At 72.5% G+C, this 20,902-nt stretch carries 17 protein-coding genes; 12 read left to right on the top strand and 5 right to left on the bottom strand.

The window, feature by feature from the left end:
* The first annotated feature begins 11 nt into the window (after positions 1 to 11).
* Both Q7L65_RS11555 and Q7L65_RS11550 read left to right on the top strand, forming a co-directional pair.
* Entirely contained in the window at positions 12 to 1,937 is a 1,926-nt protein-coding gene (locus Q7L65_RS11555; RefSeq protein WP_304721308.1) for an NAD(P)/FAD-dependent oxidoreductase, read from the top strand.
* Positions 1,937 to 2,881, top strand: coding sequence for an alpha/beta hydrolase fold domain-containing protein (locus Q7L65_RS11550; RefSeq protein ID WP_304721306.1), 945 nt, complete (start codon positions 1,937 to 1,939; stop codon positions 2,879 to 2,881). Before Q7L65_RS11555 ends, Q7L65_RS11550 begins: the two co-directional genes overlap by 1 nt.
* 25 nt (positions 2,882 to 2,906) lie before the next feature.
* On the opposite strand, the gene Q7L65_RS11545 is transcribed toward Q7L65_RS11550, so the two are convergent.
* Positions 2,907 to 3,275: a winged helix-turn-helix transcriptional regulator gene (locus Q7L65_RS11545; RefSeq protein ID WP_370552555.1), complete on the bottom strand. Its 369-nt coding sequence runs from the start codon at positions 3,273 to 3,275 to the stop codon at positions 2,907 to 2,909.
* A gap of 88 nt (positions 3,276 to 3,363) precedes the next feature.
* Between Q7L65_RS11545 and Q7L65_RS11540 the strand changes: the two genes are divergently transcribed.
* From Q7L65_RS11540 to Q7L65_RS11530, 3 genes are all read left to right on the top strand, one after another.
* Positions 3,364 to 4,353, top strand: coding sequence for a zinc-dependent alcohol dehydrogenase family protein (locus tag Q7L65_RS11540; RefSeq protein ID WP_304721302.1), 990 nt, complete (start codon positions 3,364 to 3,366; stop codon positions 4,351 to 4,353).
* Between the two features lie 89 nt (positions 4,354 to 4,442).
* Positions 4,443 to 5,486 (top strand): alpha/beta fold hydrolase, encoded by a 1,044-nt coding sequence (locus tag Q7L65_RS11535; RefSeq protein ID WP_304721299.1) that lies wholly within the window; start codon positions 4,443 to 4,445, stop codon positions 5,484 to 5,486.
* A gap of 84 nt (positions 5,487 to 5,570) precedes the next feature.
* The gene (locus tag Q7L65_RS11530) at positions 5,571 to 6,230 is read left to right on the top strand and encodes a class I SAM-dependent methyltransferase (RefSeq protein WP_304721297.1); all 660 of its coding nucleotides are present in this window, start codon (positions 5,571 to 5,573) and stop codon (positions 6,228 to 6,230) included.
* Positions 6,231 to 6,282: 52 nt separating this feature from the next.
* Here Q7L65_RS11530 and Q7L65_RS11525 read toward each other — a convergent pair whose 3' ends face one another.
* Together Q7L65_RS11525 and Q7L65_RS11520 are read right to left on the bottom strand one after the other, a co-directional pair.
* A complete protein-coding gene (locus Q7L65_RS11525) occupies positions 6,283 to 6,960 on the bottom strand; it encodes a response regulator transcription factor (protein ID WP_304721296.1) in 678 nt (225 codons plus the stop codon).
* Positions 6,957 to 8,162 carry a sensor histidine kinase gene (locus tag Q7L65_RS11520; RefSeq protein WP_304721293.1) on the bottom strand — a complete coding sequence of 402 codons (1,206 nt, stop codon included), beginning with the start codon at positions 8,160 to 8,162 and terminating at the stop codon, positions 6,957 to 6,959. The genes Q7L65_RS11525 and Q7L65_RS11520 overlap by 4 nt, the downstream gene beginning before the upstream one ends.
* 165 nt (positions 8,163 to 8,327) lie before the next feature.
* On the opposite strand from Q7L65_RS11520, the gene Q7L65_RS11515 reads away from it, so the two are divergent.
* Positions 8,328 to 10,448 carry an MMPL family transporter gene (locus Q7L65_RS11515; RefSeq protein WP_304721291.1) on the top strand — a complete coding sequence of 707 codons (2,121 nt, stop codon included), beginning with the start codon at positions 8,328 to 8,330 and terminating at the stop codon, positions 10,446 to 10,448.
* Between the two features lie 11 nt (positions 10,449 to 10,459).
* Here the strand turns inward: Q7L65_RS11515 and Q7L65_RS11510 are convergent, their stop codons facing one another.
* A complete protein-coding gene (locus tag Q7L65_RS11510) occupies positions 10,460 to 11,014 on the bottom strand; it encodes a dihydrofolate reductase family protein (RefSeq protein ID WP_304721289.1) in 555 nt (184 codons plus the stop codon).
* Between the two features lie 121 nt (positions 11,015 to 11,135).
* Between Q7L65_RS11510 and Q7L65_RS11505 the strand changes: the two genes are divergently transcribed.
* On the top strand, positions 11,136 to 13,232 hold the full coding sequence (locus Q7L65_RS11505; protein ID WP_304721287.1) for a PKD domain-containing protein: 2,097 nt from the start codon (positions 11,136 to 11,138) through the stop codon (positions 13,230 to 13,232).
* 70 nt (positions 13,233 to 13,302) lie between these two features.
* On the opposite strand, the gene Q7L65_RS11500 is transcribed toward Q7L65_RS11505, so the two are convergent.
* A complete protein-coding gene (locus tag Q7L65_RS11500) occupies positions 13,303 to 14,853 on the bottom strand; it encodes a diguanylate cyclase (protein WP_304721285.1) in 1,551 nt (516 codons plus the stop codon).
* A 152-nt stretch (positions 14,854 to 15,005) separates the two neighbouring features.
* On the opposite strand from Q7L65_RS11500, the gene Q7L65_RS11495 reads away from it, so the two are divergent.
* The 5 genes from Q7L65_RS11495 (at position 15,006) to Q7L65_RS11475 (ending at position 20,899) form a co-directional block, all read left to right on the top strand.
* Complete coding sequence (locus Q7L65_RS11495) at positions 15,006 to 15,785, top strand: GntR family transcriptional regulator (protein WP_304721282.1); 780 nt, start codon at positions 15,006 to 15,008, stop codon at positions 15,783 to 15,785.
* Positions 15,786 to 15,933: 148 nt separating this feature from the next.
* The gene (locus Q7L65_RS11490; RefSeq protein ID WP_304721280.1) at positions 15,934 to 17,364 is read left to right on the top strand and encodes an ABC transporter substrate-binding protein; all 1,431 of its coding nucleotides are present in this window, start codon (positions 15,934 to 15,936) and stop codon (positions 17,362 to 17,364) included.
* A 49-nt stretch (positions 17,365 to 17,413) separates the two neighbouring features.
* Positions 17,414 to 18,325, top strand: a complete 912-nt coding sequence (locus Q7L65_RS11485; RefSeq protein ID WP_304721278.1) for a branched-chain amino acid ABC transporter permease — start codon at positions 17,414 to 17,416, stop codon at positions 18,323 to 18,325.
* Positions 18,322 to 20,142, top strand: coding sequence for a branched-chain amino acid ABC transporter ATP-binding protein/permease (locus Q7L65_RS11480; RefSeq protein ID WP_304721276.1), 1,821 nt, complete (start codon positions 18,322 to 18,324; stop codon positions 20,140 to 20,142). Before Q7L65_RS11485 ends, Q7L65_RS11480 begins: the two co-directional genes overlap by 4 nt.
* Complete coding sequence (locus tag Q7L65_RS11475) at positions 20,135 to 20,899, top strand: ABC transporter ATP-binding protein (protein ID WP_304721274.1); 765 nt, start codon at positions 20,135 to 20,137, stop codon at positions 20,897 to 20,899. The genes Q7L65_RS11480 and Q7L65_RS11475 overlap by 8 nt, the downstream gene beginning before the upstream one ends.
* Positions 20,900 to 20,902: the final 3 nt, after the last annotated feature.

The raw sequence follows: 20,902 nt of genomic DNA, 5'->3' as shown, positions 1-20,902 counted from the left end.
GAAGCAGAGACGTGCCGACCACCCACGAGACCGCCTCGGAGCTGCTCGCTGCCAGCGACGAGCAGATCGAACGCGCCGTCGCCCACGCCGAGCCGATGGTGCTGCGCGGCCTGCTGTACCAGTTGACGGGCGACGAGCAGATCGCCGCGACCCGCGTCATGACCGATCCGTCGGGGTTGCAGACCGCGATGATGGTCGCCGACGAGGCCGACGTCGCGATGCTGCGCCGCAAGGCCGTCGCATTCCTGCGCGCGCGCCGCGACGCCGGCGCCGGTCCGCTGGAGATCGGCTCGCGGGAGCGGCTGCGCCAGAGCATCCCGCTGACGCTCGGGGGCGAGATCGACGATGCGGAGTTCGCGCTGTGGCTGGAAGAGCTGGCGCTCGATCCGTGGGTGCGCAGCGTCACGTGGAGCGACGAGGAGCGACCCGACCGCCTGGACGGCTTCTCGGTCACGGTGATCGGCGCCGGGGTCGGCGGCGTGAACATCGCGCTCATGCTCAAGCGTGCCGGCATCCCGTTCCAGGTCTTCGAGAAGAACTCCGGCGTCGGCGGCACGTGGTGGGAGACGCGCTACCCCGGTGCGCGGCTGGACACGCCGAGCCGCGGTTACACGCACATCTTCGGTGCGGACTACCCCTACCCGAGCCCGTTCTGCACCTGGGAGGAGAACCAGGCGTACTTCCAGTGGGTCGCCGACACGTTCGAGCTGAACCAGCACACCGTCTTCGACACCGAGGTGCGCGCGCTGAGCTGGGACGAGGAGGCGGGGGAGTGGGAGGTCGAGGTCGAGGGGCCGGACGGCGGGTACACCGTGCGCTCCAACGCGGTCTTCACCGCGGTCGGCTTCCTCAACCGCCCGAAGATCCCGGAGATCGAGGGCATGGCGGATTTTCGCGGCGCGTCGTGGCACACGTCGCGCTGGCCCGAGGACGCCGACGTGAGGGGCAAGCGGGTGGCGGTCGTCGGCACCGGCTGCACCGGCTACCAGCTCATCCCCGAGCTCGCGCGCAGCACCGAGCACGTCGTCGCCTTCCAACGCACGCCGCAATGGCTGTTCGGCGTGCAGGGCTACCTCTCGCCGTTCCCGGAGGAGGTCGGATGGCTCGATCGCAACCTGCCGTACTACACGAACTACATGCGCATCCGCGCGCTCTCGATCGGCCGGGCGTTCGGCCGGCTGACCGAGATCGATCCGGACTTCGATGACCCGCACACGGTCAGCGCGCTGAACCGGATCAGCCGCGAGGCCTCGCTGGCGTTCCTGCACGACAAGGTCGCCGATCCCGAGCTGCGAGCGATCATGACGCCGGCGCATCCGCCCTGGTCGGCGCGCGCGGTGCTGGTCGACAGCGAGTACAGCGTGCTCGACGCGATCCAGCGCGACGACGTGACGCTCGTGACCAGCGGCGTCCGGCGCATCACCGAGACCGGGATCGAGGACGGCGACGGGACGCACCACGAGCTCGACGTGATCGTCTATGCGACCGGCTTCCACGCGTCCGAGTACCTGTTCCCGATGACGGTGACCGGCCGCGAGGGCCAGACGCTGAGCGACCTGTGGAAGGTCGGCGGCGCCCGCGCGCATCGCTTCTGCATGTACCCCGGGTTCCCGAACCTGTGGTCGGTGTACGGGCCGAACACGAACGGCGCGCTCGTGCCGGCGTCCTTCCACGAGCTCGTGACGCGCTACGGGATGGAGTGCATCGAGCGCCTGCTGCGCGAGGACCGGCGGGCGATCGAGCCCACGCGGGAGGCCTACGACCGCTACAACGCCGACGTCGACGAGCGCAACGCGCGCCGGGTCTGGAGCGACCCGCGGGCCAGCAACTACTACTGGACCGAGCACGGGCGGTCCGCGGTGATGTGCCCGTTCGCGATCGAGGAGATCTTCGAGCTGCTGCGCCATCCGCCGTTCGACGAGCTGGAGATGCGGTGATGGATCCCGAGGTCGTGGCGGCGATCCTCGCCGACGGACGCTTCGCGCTGGGCGAGCGCGGGCCGCAGCCGACGCTCGAGCTGCTGGCCGAGATGCGCGCGATGCCGCCGAGGGTGCCCTACGAGCCGACGCCCCCGGCCGGCGTGCTGCGCGAGGAGCGGCTGGTGCCGGGCGCGCCGGGCGCGCCCGACGTGCCGGTGCGCATCTACCGGCCGGCCGAGCGTGCCGACGGCGAGCGGGCCGCGATCGTCTGGATGCACGGTGGCGGGCTGATGGCGGGCAGCTACGACATGGACCAGCCGTTCCTCGACGCGCTGGTCTTGGCGACAGGCTGCGTCGCCGTCTCGGTCGACTACCGGCTCGCGCCGGAAACGCCGTTCCCCGGCCCGATGGACGACTGCTACGCGGTGCTCGAGCACGTGCACGCCGCCGCCGCCGCGCTCGGCGTCGACGCCGGACGGCTGGCTGTCGGCGGCTCCAGCGCCGGCGCCGGCCTGGCGGCCGCGTGCGCGCTGCGCGCACGCGACGCGGGGATCGACTTGATCCACCAGCACCTGATCTATCCGATGCTCGACGACCGCCAGCTGACGGCCTCGAGCCAGTGGGACCTGCTCGCGATCTGGCCGCGCGAGCTGAACGCGTTCGCCTGGCGCTGCTACCTCGGTGACGGCTACGACAGCGGCGACGTGCCCGCCTACGCGGCGCCGGCACGTGCTGCGGAGCTGGCCGGTCTCGCTCCGGCCTACATCCATGTGGGCGGTCTCGACGGCTTCGTGCACGAGGACGTGGACTACGCCGCGCGCCTGCTGAGCGCCGGCGTTCCCACCGAGCTGCACGTGCTGCCGCTGGTGCCCCACGGATTCGACATGGTCGCGCCCGCGGCCGCCGTCACGGCCCGAGCCAACGCCCTGTCCGACGCCGCCCTCGCCCGCGTCCTGTCCTGAGACCCGTGCATCGTCCGCCCACCGCTCAGACGGCCGCTGTGCCCCGCTGCGCCGCCGCTTGGAAGTCGACGATCGCCTCGCCGTGGTCCCGCGCCCAGGTCGTCAGGACCTCGATCGGCTCGACGAGGGTCTGGCCGAGGTCGGTGAGGCGGTACTCGATCCGCCGCGGCGCTTCGGCATGGCGTTCGACCAGGCCGTACTGCTGGAGCCGGCGCAGCGTTTGCGTGAGGACCTTGCGCGAGATGCCGCCGATGAGGTCGACGAGTTCGCCGTGTCTGCGGGGCTGATCGCTGAGCCCGAAGAGCACGAGCACAGCCCATTTGTCGGAGATGATCTCGACCGCCAGGCGCGTGGGGCAGTCGGCGAGGAAGGATGGTCCGGCCGCGTTCTGCATGGAAAATCGAAGGTACCAGGAGGTAACCCGCGGCTCCGTAACGTCGTCTGCGAGCAACGAGACCAGCGCCAGATGCGAAGGAGTCACCATGCCACGAGTCGTCGTCTTCGACGAGTTCGGCGGGCCGGATGTCATGCACGTCGTAGAGGAACCGGTCGTCGAGCCCGCAGCCGGCGAGGTACGGATCAGGATCGAGGCGTTCGCCGTCAACCCGCTCGACCTGATGATGCGCTCCGGCGCGTCGCCCGCGCCCATCCCCCTGCCGCACGCTCGCCTCGGCGTCGAAGGAACCGGTGTCGTCGACGCGCTGGGCCCCGAGGTCGCCGGGCTGGAGGTCGGCGATCCGGTCATCCTCGCGGCCATTCCGGACGCGAGCGTCAGGGGCAGCTACGCCGAGTTCACCACGGTCCCCGCGAGCCGGGTCGTCGCCCGGCCTGCCGGACTCGGGATCACGGAGGCAGCGGCGATCTGGGTCGCGTACTCCACCGCCTACGGGGCGCTCGTCGAGAAGGCGGGCATGCGGCCCGGCGACCACGTCCTCGTCACCGCCGCGTCCGGTGGCGTTGGCCGGGCGGCGATGCAGATCGCCAATCAGCTCGGCGCCGTGCCGATCGCCGTCACGCGGCATGCGGCGAAGACGGACGAGCTGCTCGCGGCCGGCGCTGCCGCGGTCGTCGCCGGTGACAGGGGGGACATCGCCGAAGCCGTCCGCGACCACACCGGCGGGAGCGGCGCCGACATCGTCCTCGACGTCGTCATGGGTCCCGGCCAACAGGATCTCCTGAAGGCGGCCCGCCCCGGCGGAGCACTGGTCGCCGCGGGCTTCCTCGACCCTCGGCCCACCCCCTTCCCGAGCGGTCCGCCGCTCACGATCTTCAGCTACCGGAGCTTCGAGCACACGCTCGACGCCGTCGTCGTGAAGCGCATGGCGGCCTTCCTGAACGCCGGTGTGAGCCTCGGCGCGCTGCGGCCCGCGATCGACAAGGTGTTCGCCCTCGACGACGTCGTCGCGGCACATCGCCGCCTCGAGCAGGGGCTCCATGCCGGGCGCAAGATCGTCGTCGCGGTCCCAGACTGACGACGGCGCGATCGCCGGCCTCGTCCCGGCCCTGCGCCCCGCCCGCATGTCCCCGACCGAGGCGCTGCGGACGGTGTAGCGTCGCGTGTGTGGCAGGCCAGTTGGAGATCCGGTTCCTGCGGTTCGAGGGGCGGCGCGTCGCGTTCTCGGCGATCGGCGAGGGCCCGCCGCTCGTCGTGCCCGCCTGGTGGGTCAGCCACCTCGAGCTCGACTGGAGCAACCCGGCGATTCGCTCGTTCTGGAACGCGGTCGGTGAGCGGCACACGCTCGTGCGCTACGACAACCTCGGCGTCGGCATGTCCGACCGCGACGGGTTGCCGCGGGATCTGACGTTGGAGACGGGCATAGCGTTGCTGGGCGCTGTCCTGGACGAGCTCGGCTTCGAACGGGCGGCCGTGCTCGGCGGATCGTCAGGCGGCTGCACGGCGGTCGCGTTCGCCGCGCGACGGCCGGACCGCGTCGAGCGGCTGCTGCTCTACGGCGCCTACGCCGACGGCGGCGCGATAGCGCCGCCCGGCGTTCGCGACGCGATCGTCGCGGCGGTGCGCTCGCATTGGGGCCTGGGCTCGCGGGTGCTCGCCGACGTCTTCCAGGCCGACGCCAGCGCGGCGCAGCGGGAGTGGTTCGCACGCCTGCAGCGGGACGCGGCGAGCGCCGAGACCGCGGCGGCGCTGCTCGACCTGGTCTATCGCTGCGACGTGCGGGCTGAGCTGGAGCGCGTGTGTGCTCCGACGCAGGTGATCCACCGCCGCGGCGATCGTGCGATCCCGTATGAGCAGGGACGCGCGCTGGCGGCCGCGATCTCGGGCGCGACGTTGGTCCCGCTTACGGGACGGGCGCATCTCCCGTGGGTCGGTGACGCGCGGTCGGTGACGCGCGCATTGCGCTCGTTCCTCGCGCCGGACGCAGCAGTGAAGCGTGCCGACGGCGAACCCGCCGAGGCGCTGCTGTCACGACGCGAGCGCGAGGTCCTCGCGCTCGTCGCGGAGGGGTTGAGCGAGCTGGAGATCGCCGAGCAGCTCAGCGTCAGCCGGCACACGGTCCATCGCCACGTCGCGAACATCCGCAGCAAGCTCGGGCGCCCTTCTCGTGCGGCCGCGGTCGCGGAGGCGGCGCGCCTCGGTCTGATCTGAGCCCGAGGCCCGCACGGGCCATCGGCCGAAGATGGCCCCGGCGGGCGATGCGCGGTGCCGGTCGGCGGCCGTAACGTCGTCGCCATGAGCGATCCCAACGCAACAGCGCCGGCCGCCGGTCCCTGGAGCCGGTTGTTCGCGGCCGCATACGACCCCGTCCTGTGGTTGGGCGAGCGGGTGGTGATGCGCGGGCAGCGCCGGGACCTGCTGAGACATGCGCGGGGGCGGACCGTCGAGCTCGGCAGCGGCACGGGCCTGAACCTCCCGCACTACCCCGCCGATCTCGACGAGCTGATCCTGACCGAGCCCGACGCCGCGATGAACGCCCGCCTGCAGCGCAGGCTGCGCCGCAGCGGGCGCGCCGCCCGCGTGATCGCTGCGCCGGCGGAGCGGCTGCCGCTCGACGGCGGCTCGGTCGACACGGTCGTCTCGACGCTCGTCCTGTGCACCGTCGAGGCGCCGGACGTCGCGCTGCGCGAGATCGCGCGGGTGCTGCGTCCAGACGGCCGGCTGCTGTTCATCGAGCACGTCCGGGCCGAGTCGGCGCTGCTCGCCGCGTGGCAGGACCGTCTCGCCGAGCCGTGGCGCCGCTTCGCCGAGGGCTGCCGCTGCAACCGCGCGACCGTCGAGCTGATCAAGGCCGGCGAGCTCGAGGTCGAGCGGGTGCGGGAGGCGTCGTGGCGCGGCATGCCGATCATCGTGCGGCCGCTCGTCATCGGTAGCGCGCGCCCGGCGTGCCGGTGAAGACGACGCGGCCGCCGTCGCGGCCGGCGCCCGAGCCCGTCTCGACCGGGGATCACTCCTGCTCACGGCCTTCGCTGGTCGTCCCCGCGACGACGAGGCCGGTCTCGTAGGCGAAGATGACGGCTTGGACGCGGTTGGCGAGGCCGAGCTTGGCGAGCAGGCGGCTGACGTGGCCCTTGACGGTGCTCTCCTCGAGGAAGAGGCGGGCGGCGATCTCGGCGTTGCCGCGGCCGGCGGCGAGCTGCAGCAGCACGTCGTGCTCGCGCGGGGTCAGCTCGGCCAGGCGCGGGTCGCCGGCGCGGGCGGGCGTGTTGGAGACGAACTGGTCGAGCAGGCGACGCGTGACCTCCGGGGAGATCAGCGCGTCGCCGCGGGCGACCGCGTGGACGGCGTCGATGATCCGCTCGCGCGGCGAGTCCTTGACGAGGAAGCCGACCGCCCCGGCGCGCAGCGCCTCGATCACGTACTCGTCGAGGTCGAAGGTCGTGATCACGATCACCTGGACGCCCTCGACGTCGCGCAGCAGGCGCGTGGCCTCCAGCCCGTCCATGCGCGGCATGCGGATGTCGATCAGGACGATGTCCGGTCTGCGCCGCTGCACCTGACCGAGCGCGTCGAGCCCGTCGACCGCCTCGCCGATCACCTCGATGTCGTCGCCGCTCTCGAGGATCATCCGCAGCCCCTGCCGCGCGATCGCCTGATCGTCGGCGACGACGACGCGAACGGTCATCCGCGACCGTCCAGCGGCAGCCGCGCGCGAACCGCCCAGCCGCCACCGTCGTCGGGCCCGGCGGTCAGCTCGCCGCCGACGAGCGCGACCCGCTCGCGCATCCCCGCGATCCCGCCGCCGGGGCGCGGCGTCCCGCCGCCGATCCCGTCGTCGCCGACCGTGAGCCCCAAGCTCGCCTCGCCGTAGGCGACCGCGACCCGCACCGAGCGCGCGCCGGCGTGGCGCGCGACGTTCGTCAGCGACTCCTGGATCACGCGGTAGGCGCACATCTCGACCGTCTCCGACAGCTCGCGCGCGTCGCCTTCGACGCGCAGTTCGACGGCGATGCCGGCGGCGCGCGCGGGGAGGAGCAGGTCCTCGACCTGCGCGAGCCGCGGCGACGGCGCCAGCGCCGCAGCCTCGGACTGCTGACGCAGGACGCCGAGCGCGCGTCTGGTCTGCCCGAGCGCCTCGGTCGTCAGGCCGTGGATGCGGTCGAACGCCGCGCGCGCCTCCGGATCCGACGTCGTGCCGCCGGCGCCGGACGCCTGCAGGGAGATCGCGCTGAGGTGGTGACCGGTGATGTCGTGCACGTCGCGCGCGATCCGCACCCGCTCCTCGGCGAGCGCCCGCCCGATTTCGCGGTCGCGCAGCTGCTCGATCCGCTGCGCCAGCTCGTGCGCGTCGCGTGCGCGAATGCGCTCGGCGCGGAACTTCTCGCCGATCAGCGCCGGCAGCATCCCGACCGCGAAGCCGCCGACCGTCACGACCGGCAGGGCCGCGTCGGCGCTGATCAGCACGTCGACGGCGACGACGAGGCCGGAGTAGATGCCGAGCGTGCCGGTCACCGGGACCTCGGCGCGGCTGGCCGCGAGACCGACGAGGCCGAGCGCGGCGCACGTCCCCGCCGCCATCGGCTCGCCGAGCACCGTGCCGACGAGCGTGACCGTCAGCGCGACGACCGGAGCCGCGAGCGGGTCGGTGCGGCGGAAGGCGATCGGCGCGCAGGCGGCGACCGTCAGCGCGATCGCCGCCCAGTCGATCTCCCGCGTGATGTTGAGCTGGTCCTCGGCCGCGAGCATCAACCCGACGCCGAGCACCGCCGCGAGCACCGCGCGGACGACGTCGACCGCGGTCGGCCAGCCGCTGCGCCGTCGCCAGTCGGGGCGGCTCGTCACCGCAGCGCCGCCGCTGCCGCGCTCGATCAGCCGACGTACGGACATGGTCGACAGCTTAGGACGGGCGCTCGGCTGCACCAGCTCCGAAAGGAGTGGATGAGCCGCACCCTTCGTGCGCAGCCGGTCACGCCCACCGGCCCTCGCCGGGCCGAGCGCGGGGCCGCACCGTGGAAGAGCACCCCCACCCGACGTTCGCAAGGGAGTTCTTCGATGGCATCTGTGCTCAACCGACTCGGCCGCGTCGCCTTTCGCAGGCGACGCCTCGTGCTCGCGCTGTGGCTCGCGCTGTTCGGCGTCATGGTCGTCGGCGCCGCGACGCTCAGCGGCCCGACCACCGGCACCTTCTCGATCCCCGGCACCGAGTCCCAGCAGGCGATCGACCTCCTGCAGGAGCGACTCCCGCAGGCCAGCGGCGCCTCCGGCCGGATCGTCTTCGCGGCACCCGTGGGCGAGCCGCTGACCGGCGCCCGCAGAGCGGCCGTGCAGACGGCGGTCGCCGCGGTCGCCAGCGCCCCGGGCGTCCTGGCGGCGAGCGACCCGTTCGCCGACGGCCTCGTCTCCAGAGACGGCCGCATCGCGCTGTCGCAGGTGAGCTTCGACGACCCCGCCGACACGCTCGAAGACGGTCCGCGCGAGGCGGTCCACGTCGCTGCGCAGCGCGCCGCGTCGGCGGGCGTCCAGGTCGAGTTCGGCGGCGACGCCGTGATCGAGCCCGACGAAGGCGGCGCGGGCGAGCTGCTCGGCCTCGGCGTCGCCGCGCTGGTGCTGGCGATCACCTTCGGCTCGCTCGTGGCCGCGGGCCTGCCGTTGCTGACGGCGATCATCGGCATCGGCATCGGCCTCACCGGCATCACGGTCGCGACCGGCTTCGTCGACCTGAGCGCGAGCGTGCCGACGCTGGCGCTGATGCTCGGGCTCGCGGTCGGGATCGACTACGCGCTCTTCATCATCTCCCGCCACCGAACGCAGCTGTTCGAAGGGATGGATCCCGAGGAATCGGCCGGACGCGCCGTCGGCACCGCGGGCAGCGCCGTCCTCTTCGCCGGCTCGACCGTCGTCATCGCGCTCGCCGCCCTGAGCATCGTCGGCATCCCGTTCCTGACCGCGATGGGGCTCGCCGCCGCCGCGACCGTCGTGATCGCCGTGCTGATCGCGATCACGCTCGTGCCCGCGCTGCTCGGCTTCGCCGGCCGCCGGCTGCAGAAGGGCAAGAACTTCGAGACCGGCCCCCGCGCCGCCAAGCCGACGCTCGGCTCACGCTGGGTCGGGCTCGTCACCCGCCACCGGGTGCCGGCGGTCGTGCTCACCGTGGTGGCGCTCGGCGCCTGCGCGATCCCGGCGCTCGACATGCGGCTCGGGGTGTCCGACGACTCGACCGCGTCGCCCGCCGACACCAACCGCAAGGCCTACGAGCTGCTCGCCGACGGCTTCGGCCCCGGCTTCAACGGACCGCTGACGATCGTCGTCGACGGCGGCGACAGCAGCGCCGGCCAGGTCAGACGCGCCGCCGACGCGGTCGCGCGCGACCTGCGCCGCCACAGCGGCGTCGCCAGCGTCGGCAGACCGGCGTTCAACGACAGCGGCGACACCGCGGTCCTCTCGCTGACTCCGAGCAGCGGCCCGTCGAGCGAGCGGACGAAGGAGCTGGTCCAGGCGATTCGCGACCGCGCGCCCGGACTCGGGCGCGCGGTCGGCGCCGCTGTGCTCGTGACCGGCCAGACCGCGGTCAACATCGACGTCTCCGACAGACTCGGCGATGCGCTGCTGCCGTTCCTGATCGTGATCGTCGGGCTCGCGCTCGTGCTGCTGACGATCGCCTTCCGCTCGATCGTGATCCCGCTCACCGCGATCGGCGGCTTCCTGCTGACGATCGGCGCGGCGTTCGGCGGCGTCGTCGCGATCTTCCAGAAGGGCTTCGCGGCTGACCTGTTCGGCGTCGCGCAGACCGCGCCGATCGTCTCCCTGCTGCCGATCATCATCATCGGCATCCTCTTCGGGCTGGCGATGGACTACCAGGTGTTCCTCGTCTCGCGCATGCGCGAGGAGCACGTCGCCGGCGCCGGACCGACGCGTGCGGTCAGCGAGGGCTTCCGCCACGGCGCCCGCGTCGTCACCGCCGCCGCGCTGATCATGGGCGCCGTCTTCTCCGGTTTCATCCTCGAGCAGGACGAGATCATCAAATCGGTCGGCTTCACGCTCGCCTTCGGCATCCTCGCCGACGCCTTCGTCGTCCGGATGACGCTCATCCCCGCCGTGATGGCGCTGCTCGGCGAGCGCGCCTGGTGGCTGCCGCGCTGGCTGGACCGGCTGCTGCCGCGCGTCGACGTCTGAGCGCGCTGCGATCACTGCGGCACCAGGATCTGCGCGAGGGCTCCGCTCTGGAAGCGTTGCTCGTCGACGACATCCAGCTTCAGGTGCTCTCGCAGATCCGCGAAGGGGCTGCGTCCCGCGCCGATCGCGATCGGGACCGTCGTGAGCTGGTATTCGTCGACGAGGCCCAGACGGGTCAGCGACTTGGCGAAGGTCGGGCCGCCGTGGACCAGGATCGTCCCTTCGTCGTCCCGAGCCTTCAACTGCGCGATCTCCGCGGCCAGTTCCCCGCCGAAGATCTCGGCCGGTCCCCATTGCGCCTTCTCCAGGGTGTGAGAGAAGACAGCCTTCGGCTTCTCGTTCATCGCGGTCGCGATCGGCCCCTCGGACGCGGCCCAGTGCGGGCCCATGATCTCGTAGCTGCGGCGGCCCATCGCGTGGACGCCGGCCGCTTCGAGCGCGCGGTGGTTCCACTCACCGGAGTCGTCGCCGAACCACTCGAACATCCATTCATGCGTCCCGTCCGGGCTGGTGGCGAAGCCGTCGAGGGACACGACCATCTTGAGAACTACTTTCCTCTCGCGCATGTCGGCAGAGACCGACCGTTCGCGTGAAATTCATCGCCCGTCGAGAGTTCGCACCTGCCGGGCGGTCATCGCTCTGCCGAAAAGCTGTGCTGGCTGGCGCGCGGGAGGTACGATGCCGCGCGTGTCCAGGCCCCGCCGGTTCCTGATCGTCGCCGTCGCCGCGCTCGCCTCCGCCGCGTTCGCGCCCGTCGCCGCTGACGCCGCCGTTCCGCTCGCTCCGCCGTTGACGATCGACAGATCGGTCGATCCGAGCTTCGACGAGCCGAGCGCGACCGCGCTTGCCGCCGGCGTCGCTGACAACGGCGACGCGCTCGCCGCCTGGCGCGGCAGCGGCAGCCTGACCGGCGCCGTCAAGCTCGCGCTGTGGCGAGCCGGCGCGCCCCGGCCGGAGATCGTCGACGGCGGGCTCGGCAGCGATCCCGACGCCGCGATGACGTCCGCCGGCCACGCGCTCGCCGCCTGGACCGGCTCCGACGGCAGACTGCGGGTCGCCTACCGCCAGCCGGGCGCCGGCTTCGCGGCGGCGACGGCGATCGACGCGCCGGCGCCGGTCACGTTCGCGACGAGCAGATGGGGCACGCCCGCGGTCGCGTTGCGGCCCGACGGGAGCGGCCTCGTCGCCGTGCCCACGTGCCTCAGCTTCGGCGGCAGCAAGGACCTGGTTCTGCGCGTCTTCGACGTCACCGCCGGCGGCGCCGTCGTCACCGACGACGACAGACAGCCCCAGTCGGGCTGGTCGCTGATGGCCGACTGCCCAGCGCAGATCGGCGTCGCACGCGCGGCTGTCGGCACCGGCGGGCGCGCGGCGGCGACCCTCTGCCTCGGCGGGGTGTCGGTCTGCTTCCTCGCGATTCGCGACGGCGTGACGGCGCCGTGGACGGACGACGGCGTCGACGGGACGGAGTACGGCTCCGGGTCGACCGCCGCCGTGCCGCTCGTCGCCGCGAACGGCAGAGTGATCGCCAGCTGGCGCGCGGCCAACACGGTCTCCATGTCGGTGGGGAGCGACGCGGACGCGATGAGCCTCCCGGCAACCGTCGCGGGTGGCGTCAACGCCGCTCCCGAGCTCGTCCCGCTCGGCGCCGACGCGCTCGCGCTGACCCAGGTCAGACTCGGCGACGGCAGCGCCCAGATGATCGAGCGCCCGCTCTTCTCGACCGGCGCGCTCGGCGACATCGCGTCGATCGCGGGGCCGAGCTATCAGGCGTCGCCGCCCTACTCCGATCCGCACGGCGCGACCTGGTCCGACGGCAACGGCCTGATCGCGCTCGCCGGGCAGCCGAGAGGAGCGGCGCCGGCGCTGACGCTGCTGCAGCGCTCGCTCGGCGGCACGGTGACGCCGGTCGACGTCGGGCCGCAGACGCGCGCGGTGACGCTGCCGCGCGTCGCCGTCGCCGGCACGCCGGCGCAGCCGCTCGGGCTCGTCGCGACGCGGGAGGCGCCGGCCGGCGGCGGCACGGCGGCGATCGTGCTGCGGCGGATCGACGGCGTCGCGCCGCGGATCGCGCTGCAGGTTCCGTCGGCCGTCACGGCTGGCACGGCGGCGCGGCTGGTCGCCGACGTCGCCGACGTGAGCGGCCCGGTCGCGGTCGACTGGAGCTTCGGCGACGGGGCGTCCGCCCAGGGCGCGGTCGTCGACCACGTCTTCGCCGCACCCGGCACGCGCACGGTCGTCGTGACCGCGACCGACGCGCTCGGCAACGTCGGGAGCGCGACGGCGACGGTGCAGGTCGCCCCGGCCGGCGGCTCTGGTCCCGGCCCCGGCTCCGGCCCAGGTCCGGGCGCGGGCGCCGACCGCGTCAAGCCGGAGCTGCGCCGCGTGCGGCTGACGGCGACGCGTCTGCGTGCCGGCAGAGCGAACACGGCGCTGGCGGCGGCCAGAAGACGCCGCCGCGTGAGCACGCCGAGCGGCACGACCCTGCGCTTCGACCTCTCGGAGGCGGCGACGGTGCGGGTCGCGGTCGTGCGCGTCAGAAGCGGGCGCAAGCAGCGCGGGAGATGCCGTGCCGGCGCCCGTCGCGGCAGACGCTGCACGATCAGGACGACCGCCAAGACGTTCACGCGCAGACTCGCGGCGGGCGCCGCGGCGATCCCCTTCAGCGCCCGCTTCGGCGGCCGCGCGCTGCCGGTCGGCGGCTACGAGCTGCAGCTCGCAGCGACCGACGCCGCCGGCAACCGCGGCGCGGTCAGAACGGTGAGCTTCACGTTGGTGCGCTGAGCCGAGCGGTCCTGGCGGGCGCTGCAATCGCGGAGCAGGTCGGGGCGCATCGGAAGGTCTGCTGGGAGGGTCAGTCGGTCGCGAGGGCGGTTTGGTTGCGGCCGCGTTCCTTTGCGAGGTAGAGGCTGCGGTCGGCGCGTTGGAGCAGCTGGCGGGCGTCGAGCGTTCCGTTGCCGTCGAGCGCGACGCCGATTGAGACGGTCACCCCGCTGGGGACGAGGTCGGCGAGGCGCGCGGTCGTCGCGGTTCGCAGGCGCTCGGCGGCGGCGAGCGCTCCTGCGTGGTCTGTGTCGGGGAGCACGATGAGGAACTCCTCGCCGCCGAGGCGGATCGGGATGTCGTGCTCGCGGGCGTGCTCGCGCAGCAGCTCGCCGAAGCGTGCGAGGACGCGGTCACCGGTTTCGTGGCCGTGGCGGTCGTTGATGCGCTTGAAGTGGTCGAGGTCGCACAGCAGCAGCGCGGCGTTCGGTTGGGCGGCGATCAGCGTGTCGAGCCCGCGGCGGTTGCGCAACCCGGTGAGCGCGTCGTGTCTGGAGAGCCGGTCGAGCGCGGAGCGCTGCGCGAGCGCGCGGTGCGCGGCTGCCGCGAGGTCGACGAGCAGCGCGATCGTTCGGCGTCGCTCGTCGGACGGGACCATGCGGTCGCCGGGGTCCTGTGCGATCACGATCCCGGTGAGCGCGCCGTCGGCGTGCCAGGGGACGAGGAGGCAGTGATCGGACCAGCCCTGCTGGCTGCGTCCGTTGCGCGCCGAGCGCGCATGGGCGTGGGGCAGCAGCGCGTGCGCGTCGAGCAGCCAGCAGCCTGAGCCGGCGCTGCTGGCGGCGAGCAGCGCCGCGGCGGCGGCGTCGACGGCGAGCGCGGCTGGGGGAGCATCGTCGCCGCGGCAGGCGCTCGCGGCGAGCCGGAGCGCGGCGCCGTCGCGTCGGTAGGCGGTCGCGCGCTCGAAGCCGAGCTCGCGCTCGATCGTGGTCACGACGAGACGGTCGATCGCCTCAGCGCTGTCGCAGGCGATCAGCTGGGAGGAGACCTGGCTGAGCCGTTCGAGCAGACGGCGGCCGTCCTCGGCGGCGCGCGTGCGTCGTGCCGCTCGCAGCGCCTGCTCGGCGGAGGAGCAGATCACGCGCAGCAGGCGCAGGTCCGCGTCGGAGGGGCGCCGGCCCGAGCACGGCTCGTCCATCGACATGAAGCCCAGCGGCGCGCCGTCGACGTCGGCGAGCGTCACCAGCAGCGCGTCCTCGGGATCCCACGCGCCTGGATCCGCCGATCTCGGGATGTCGGGCACGTAGACGTCGCTCAGCTCGTCCCATACCGAGGAGCCGCCGCCGGCGAGGAAGAAGAAGACGCTCGCGACGCGCTGATCAGCTTGGGCGAGCAATCGTCGCAGGGCGCCGCGCGGGGTCGTGCTGCCGAGCAGCACCTCCCGGCTCTTCTGCTCGCCGACGACGAGCACGGCCTCGTAGTCGTCCCACTGCGGCCGGAAGACGTTCATCACGACCGTGCGAAACCCGGCCGCCGCCATGACCGTGTCGGCGACCGCCTCCAGCACGCGCGGCAACGGGTCCTCGCTCACACTGCGCGAGAGCCGCAACAAGCGCTCCAACACCGCACCGTCATCCGCCATCGCCGCCTCCCGCACAGGACAGCCGCGATCATAGACATCAGCGTCTTCGAGCGCCATCGCCGACGGCCGGACGGTGCATGGACGGGCCGCGAGGCCACGGGCGCCAGGATGGCTTGCACGCGGTCTTCTACTTGTCTATACTTGTTGCCGTGGTGAGCGGTGGACCTGTCTACCAACGGATTCGGAGAGACCTCGAGGAGCGTATCCGCGACGGTGCGCTCGCACCAGGCGGACGCCTGCCGAGCGAGACCGAGCTCTCGAGCAGCTATGGCGTGACGCGCATGACGGTCCGCCAGGCCATCGGCAGACTCGTCGAGGACGGTCTCGTCGTTCGCCGGCATGGCGTGGGGACGTTCGTCGCCTCCAACAGCCGTGTGAGGCGTTCGCTGAACTCGCTCAGCGGGTTCGCCGAGGAGCTGCGGGCCGATGGCAAGGAGACGACGACCGAGGTCGTCGCGCAGGCGCTGGAGCTGCCGAGCGCGGAGCTTGCTGAGGAGCTGTCGATGATGCCGGGCGAGCAGTACGTGCGGATCGAGCGCCTGCGGAGCATCGACGGGCACCCGACGGCCGTGCAGGAGTCGTGGGTCCCCGTGCGCCTGTGCCCGGGGATGGACCGCGTCCAGCTCGTCGACGGCTCGCTGTACGCGACGTTGCGCGGCACATTTGGGATCTCGCTGGTGTGGGCGGAGCAGGAGATACGCGCACTCGCGGCGACCGAGCGGCTCGCGCAGCAGTTGCAGGTCGATGTCGCGACGCCGTTGCTGGAGGTCGTTCGACGCACCTTCGGCGAGGGCAACGTGACGGTCGAGCACGCCCGCAGCTGGATGGGGCCCGGCTACACGCTGTTGACGACGCTGCGGGGCTCAGAGGACGGCGGCGCGGTGCACGGCGAGCGGCCCGATGTGGAGGGGACGACGGCACTGCCGTCGTGATCAGACTCTCAATGATGTGAATTCGTAGCGTCAGTTGAATGGTCCTTCGTGGACCGTTGACCCTTTGATGTCGGAGAGAACCGCCCAGCGTCTGCGCACACGCGCACGGCGGCGGCGGTGGCTGCCCATGCAGCCGAGAGGAGGAGCGATGAGCGAAGCAGAGGACGCACGCCACGGGCGGCGCGCAGCCGGCGTGCGCGAGGATGCCGGCGGTGGACACCACGTCAGCCGGCGCGAGCTGATCAAGCGCAGCGCCGTGGTCGCCGCGGGCGGTATCACGCTGCCGATGCTGCTGGCCGCATGCGGCGACTCGTCCGACGGCGGGAGCGGTTCGTCGACGGCGGCGGTGCCGGCGGGCAGAGCGCCGAGATCGGTGCTCGACAACGCCTCGATCAGAGAGCTGTTCCCGATGGGCGGCGCCAACGACGGGTCTGGCGTGACGCTCCCGACGGGAATGCTGATGGCGATGACCGGTACCGGCGCGTTCTACGGGAAGGTGATGAGCCGCGGCGCCAAGCTCGCCGCTCGTCAGATCGCGGCGATGGGCGGCACCTCCTTCCCGATCACGATCGCCGATCACAAGAGCGGCGACGTGCAGGCGGGCGTGACCGGCACGCGCAAGCTGATCACGCAGGACAAGGTCAAGACGCTTCTGACCTCGTACGGGGCGGTCACGGTCGCGATCGTGCCGCTGATCGCGCAGTACAGAGTGCTGACGCTCAACGGCGGCGGACCGGACCCCTCGCAGGTCGGCAAGCCGTGGCTGTACATGACGCGCATGTTCGCCGGCGATGACCAGGTCGCCGGTGGCCTTGCGTGGCTGGCCTCGGCCTATCCGAACGTCAAGCGGCTGGCCGTCGTCGGCACCAGCGAGAACGCGGTCGACGCGCAGAAGGTGCTGATCCCGAAGTGGTGGCCGCAGCTCGGCGGCGGTCGCGTCGTCGCCCTGCAGGAGACGACCGAGGCCGGCGCGACCGACTTCTCCAACGCCGCCGCGCGCATCCGCTCCAGCAACGCGGACGCCGTCTTCACCTTCAACACAGGCAACGACTACGCGTACCTGCTCAAGCAGCTGCGCGAGTCCGGCTTCGACGGCCCGGTGCTGGGGATCGAGTTCACCGAGGACGCCCAGAAGATCGCCGGCAGATACGGCAACACGTACACGTTCACCGCCGACTACTTCGACTCCGCCTCCGAGAATCCGTTCGCGCGCCAGTTCGTCGAGGCATACCGCGCCGAGTACGGCGAGGATCCGGAGCTGTACGCCGCCAACTACTACGAGGCGGTCTTCATCGTCTTCGAGCTGGTGCGGCGCGTCCAGGAGGCCGGTGAGGACCCGACCGACAGCTCGCAGCTGGAGAGAGCGATCGCGGCCGACCCCAGATTCCTCTCGGTCTACGGCGGCACCGCGAGCAGAGCCGGGACGCTCGTGCTCAAGCCCGACCACACGACCGAGAAGCCGCAGGGGATCTACTCGGTCGTCAACGGCAGACCGAAGCTCCTGGCCGAGACGAGAAAGGTCGCGCGCGACGCAGATCCGCGCACGGCTCTGCTGACCGACAACCCGCCCGCGAGATAGCGGAGCGCGCGATGCGACGCCGTACCGAACCGCCGCTGCACGACGCACGATGATCGGCCAGCTCTCACACCTGACGCCGTTCGCGGCCGCGAGCTGGTCACTCTTCAACCAGCTGCTCGTCTCGGGAATCGTGCTCGGCTCGGCGTATGCCCTGCTCGGGGTGAGCCTCGGGTTGATCTACGCCACGACGCGCACCTTCCACATCGCGCACGCGGCCGTCTACACGCTCGCCGCGTACGCGGCGGTGGTCGTCGCGACGAAGGCCGGCGCCGGGCTCGTGCTCGGCGTCGTCGCCGCGATCGTCGTCGCCGTCGCGGCCGGGCTGCTGATCCAACGCGCCGGATACCGGCCGATGCGACGCCGCGGCACCGCGCCGATGGTGATGTTCCTCTTCTCGCTGGGCGCCTCCGTGGTGGTGACCAACGGCCTGCAGCTCGGCTTCGGACCCGAGAACCAGCCGCTGGGCGGCTTCCCGGAGCACAACTACGCGGTCGGCGACGTCCGCTTCACGCGACTGGACGTGGTGCAGGTCGCGGTCGCCTGGGCGCTGATCGCGGCCACGGTCGTCTTCGTGCGCCGCTCGCAGTACGGGCGCGCGATCACGGCGGTGCGCACCAACGAGCAGATGGCCGCCGCGGTGGGCATCCGCGTCGAGCGGATCCACCGGCTCGTGTTCGCGCTCGGATCGGCGCTGGCGGCGGTCGCCGCCGTGCTCTACACGCTCGGCGCGGTGGCGACGCCGACGATGGGCCTGGAGCCGATCCTGCTGGCGTTCGTCGCGGTCTTCGCCGGCGGCGTGGGCAGTCAGCTGGGCGCCGCGCTCGGCGGTCTGCTGCTCGGTCTGCTGATGAGCCTGAGCGGCCTGTGGCTGGCGAGCGAGTTCTCGCTGGTGGTCGCCTTCGCCGTCCTGTTCGCAGTGCTGATCGCACGGCCGACCGGCCTGCTGGGGAGAAGCGCATGAGCTACTACGCCGACGTCGGCATCACGATCCTCTCGTACGTCATGCTGGCGGTGTCGGTCAACCTGCTGATCGGCTACGCCGGCCAGACGACGATGGCGCAGGCCGCCTTCTTCGGCATCGGCGCCTTCGCGGCGGGGCGCCTGGCGCTGCCGCTGGCCGTCGGCGGCGGCTCCGACGTCGCGCAGGGCGGCCTCTCCTCCGGCCTCGGCTGGAACGAGTGGATCGCGATGGCCGCGGCGGTCGTGCTCTCCGGCGTCGCGGCGTTCGCCGTCTCGATCCCGGCCGCGCGACGTGTGACCGGCGAGTACCTGATCCTGTTGACGCTCGCCTTCCAGACGATCGTCTCGCAGCTGATGCTGAGCCTCGACGGCGTCACCGGCGGCAGCGTCGGTCTCTACGGCCTGCCGCCGCTGGAGCTGTTCGGCACCCAGCTGCTGGAGCCGCAGCAGGCGTTCCTGCTGATCCTCGCCGTGACGGCGGTGGTCGTCGTGGTCTGCTGGTGCATCGGCGAGTCCCCGTTCGGCCGCGTGCTGCGCGGGATTCGCGAGGACGAGGTCGCCGTGCGCGCGCTGGGCAAGAACACGTGGCTGGCGAAGGCGCTCGTGTTCGGCGTCAGCGCGGCGATCGCCGGCGGCGCCGGCGCGCTGCTCGCCTTCTACCACGGCTTCGTCTCGCCGGCCAGCTACACGGCCGACACCTCGATCTTCATCGTCTCGCTGATCGTGCTGGGCGGCAGCGGCAACATGCTCGGCGCGATCGTCGGCGCGATCCTGCTGGCTGGCGTCGGCCCGGTGCTGGAGAACGTCTCCTTCATCGGCGACGACGCGATCCCGTGGCAGGGCGTGATCTACGGCGCGGCGCTGATGGTGATGGCGATGGCGCGCCCGCAGGGCCTGATCCCCGAGGGCGCGAGCGTGCGGCGCGGGCTCGCGTCGCTGCGCGCCGGCGGGCGACGTGCGGCGGCGCCTGCGCCGGGCGCGCCGGCGCAGGGCCGCAGCGCCGAGGCGGCGCTGCAGACGCTCGACCGCGCGCTCGCCGGCGACGGCGGCGAGCACAGGCGCGGCGAGGTCGTGCTGGAGGTCAGCGGGCTGTCCAAGCGCTTCGGCGGCGTGCAGGCCGTCTCGGAGGTCGGCTTCGAGCTGCGGCGCGGGACCATCACCGCGCTGATCGGCCCCAACGGCGCCGGCAAGACGACGATCTTCAACCTCGTGATGGGCGCGATCGAGCCCGACGCCGGGAGGGTCGTGCTGAAGGGGCGGGACGTCGTGGGAGAGCCGACGCACCGGATCGCGCGCCAGGGGATGAGCCGCTCCTTCCAGGACGTGCGCGTCTTCGAGCAGCTGACCGCGCTCGACAACGTCGCGATGGCGATCCCGGGCCAGTTCGGGGAGAGCGTCGTGAGGCTGGCGGCATGGCCGGTGGCGCGCCGCCACGAGCGGCGCACGCGCGCGCAGGCGCTCGACTACCTCTCCTTCGTCGGCCTGGAGCACGTCGCCGGCCAGCGCGTCGCCAACCTCTCCTTCGGCGACCAGAAGCTCGTCGCGATCGCGCGCCTGCTGGCGACGCAGAACGAGGTGCTGCTGCTGGACGAGCCGACCGCGGGCGTCGACGTCGGCGCGGTCGAGAAGGTGATCGGCGTCGTGCAGCGGCTCCGCGACCACGGCGTGGCGGTCTGCATCGTCGAGCACAGCCTCCACGTCGTGGAGGAGCTCGCCGACGACGCGATCTTCCTCGACCAGGGCACCGTGCTGGCGCGCGGGACGATCGCGGAGCTGACGAGCCGCAGAGAGCTGACGGAGGTCTACTTTGGTGCATGATCGCGCACGCGACGCCGCCGTGACGGCGCCCGCGGCGGACGCGTCCTCGGGCGAGCCGCTGCTCGTCGTCGACAGGCTGGTCGCGGGATACGACAAGAGCGAGGTGCTGTTCGGCGTCTCGCTGCACGTGCGGCCCGGCGAGGTCGTCGCCGTGCTCGGGCACAACGGCGCCGGCAAGACGACGCTGCTGAAGGCGATCTGCGGGCTGCTGCGCCCGCGCGGCGGCGAGGTCAGCTTCGGCGGCGAGCGGATCACCAACCGCGACACGGCGTCCAACGTCGAGGACGGCCTGGTCTTCTCGCCCGCCGACGCCGCGGTCTTCCGCGAGCTGCCGGTGCTCGACAACCTGGCGCTCGGCGGCTTCACCGAGCGCGACGGGCAGGCGCGCCAGCAACGCCTGCGCGACGTGCTGGAGCTGTTCCCGATCCTCGCGCAGCGCGAGCGGCAGGTGGCCGGCACGCTGAGCGGCGGGGAGCGGCGGATGCTGTCGATCGGGATCGCGCTGATGTCGCGCCCGCGCATGATCCTGCTCGACGAGCCGTCGAACGGGATCGCGCCGGGCCTCGTCGACCGGATCTTCGCGCAGGTGCGCGAGCTCGCGCGCGCGGAGGGGATCGCCGTCGTGCTGGTCGAGCAGAACGTGCGCTCCGCGCTGCGCGTCGCCGACCGCGCCTACTTCATGCGCAGCGGCCGGATGATCCTCGAGGAGCCGGCCGACGTCGCGCTGGCGCGCGGCGAGTGGTGGGACCTGTTCTGAGAG

Origin of the sequence: Conexibacter sp. CPCC 206217, from assembly GCF_030646165.1 — a bacterium.
Classification (GTDB): domain Bacteria; phylum Actinomycetota; class Thermoleophilia; order Solirubrobacterales; family Solirubrobacteraceae; genus Conexibacter.
Note: the sequence above shows the minus strand (reverse complement) of the source record. Positions and strands in the feature narration are given on the sequence as shown.

What these genes read in the sequence shown, in the direction of transcription:
- Q7L65_RS11550 (WP_304721306.1), top strand. Translation starts at nt 1,937, where the DNA reads ATGGATCCCGAGGTCGTGGCGGCGATCCTCGCCGACGGACGCTTCGCG.
- Q7L65_RS11545 (WP_370552555.1), bottom strand. Translation starts at nt 3,275, where the DNA reads ATGCAGAACGCGGCCGGACCATCCTTCCTCGCCGACTGCCCCACGCGC.
- Q7L65_RS11540 (WP_304721302.1), top strand. Translation starts at nt 3,364, where the DNA reads ATGCCACGAGTCGTCGTCTTCGACGAGTTCGGCGGGCCGGATGTCATG.
- Q7L65_RS11530 (WP_304721297.1), top strand. Translation starts at nt 5,571, where the DNA reads ATGAGCGATCCCAACGCAACAGCGCCGGCCGCCGGTCCCTGGAGCCGG.
- Q7L65_RS11525 (WP_304721296.1), bottom strand. Translation starts at nt 6,960, where the DNA reads ATGACCGTTCGCGTCGTCGTCGCCGACGATCAGGCGATCGCGCGGCAG.
- Q7L65_RS11520 (WP_304721293.1), bottom strand. Translation starts at nt 8,162, where the DNA reads ATGTCCGTACGTCGGCTGATCGAGCGCGGCAGCGGCGGCGCTGCGGTG.
- Q7L65_RS11515 (WP_304721291.1), top strand. Translation starts at nt 8,328, where the DNA reads ATGGCATCTGTGCTCAACCGACTCGGCCGCGTCGCCTTTCGCAGGCGA.
- Q7L65_RS11510 (WP_304721289.1), bottom strand. Translation starts at nt 11,014, where the DNA reads ATGCGCGAGAGGAAAGTAGTTCTCAAGATGGTCGTGTCCCTCGACGGC.
- Q7L65_RS11500 (WP_304721285.1), bottom strand. Translation starts at nt 14,853, where the DNA reads ATGGCGGATGACGGTGCGGTGTTGGAGCGCTTGTTGCGGCTCTCGCGC.
- Q7L65_RS11490 (WP_304721280.1), top strand. Translation starts at nt 15,934, where the DNA reads ATGAGCGAAGCAGAGGACGCACGCCACGGGCGGCGCGCAGCCGGCGTG.
- Q7L65_RS11485 (WP_304721278.1), top strand. Translation starts at nt 17,414, where the DNA reads ATGATCGGCCAGCTCTCACACCTGACGCCGTTCGCGGCCGCGAGCTGG.
- Q7L65_RS11480 (WP_304721276.1), top strand. Translation starts at nt 18,322, where the DNA reads ATGAGCTACTACGCCGACGTCGGCATCACGATCCTCTCGTACGTCATG.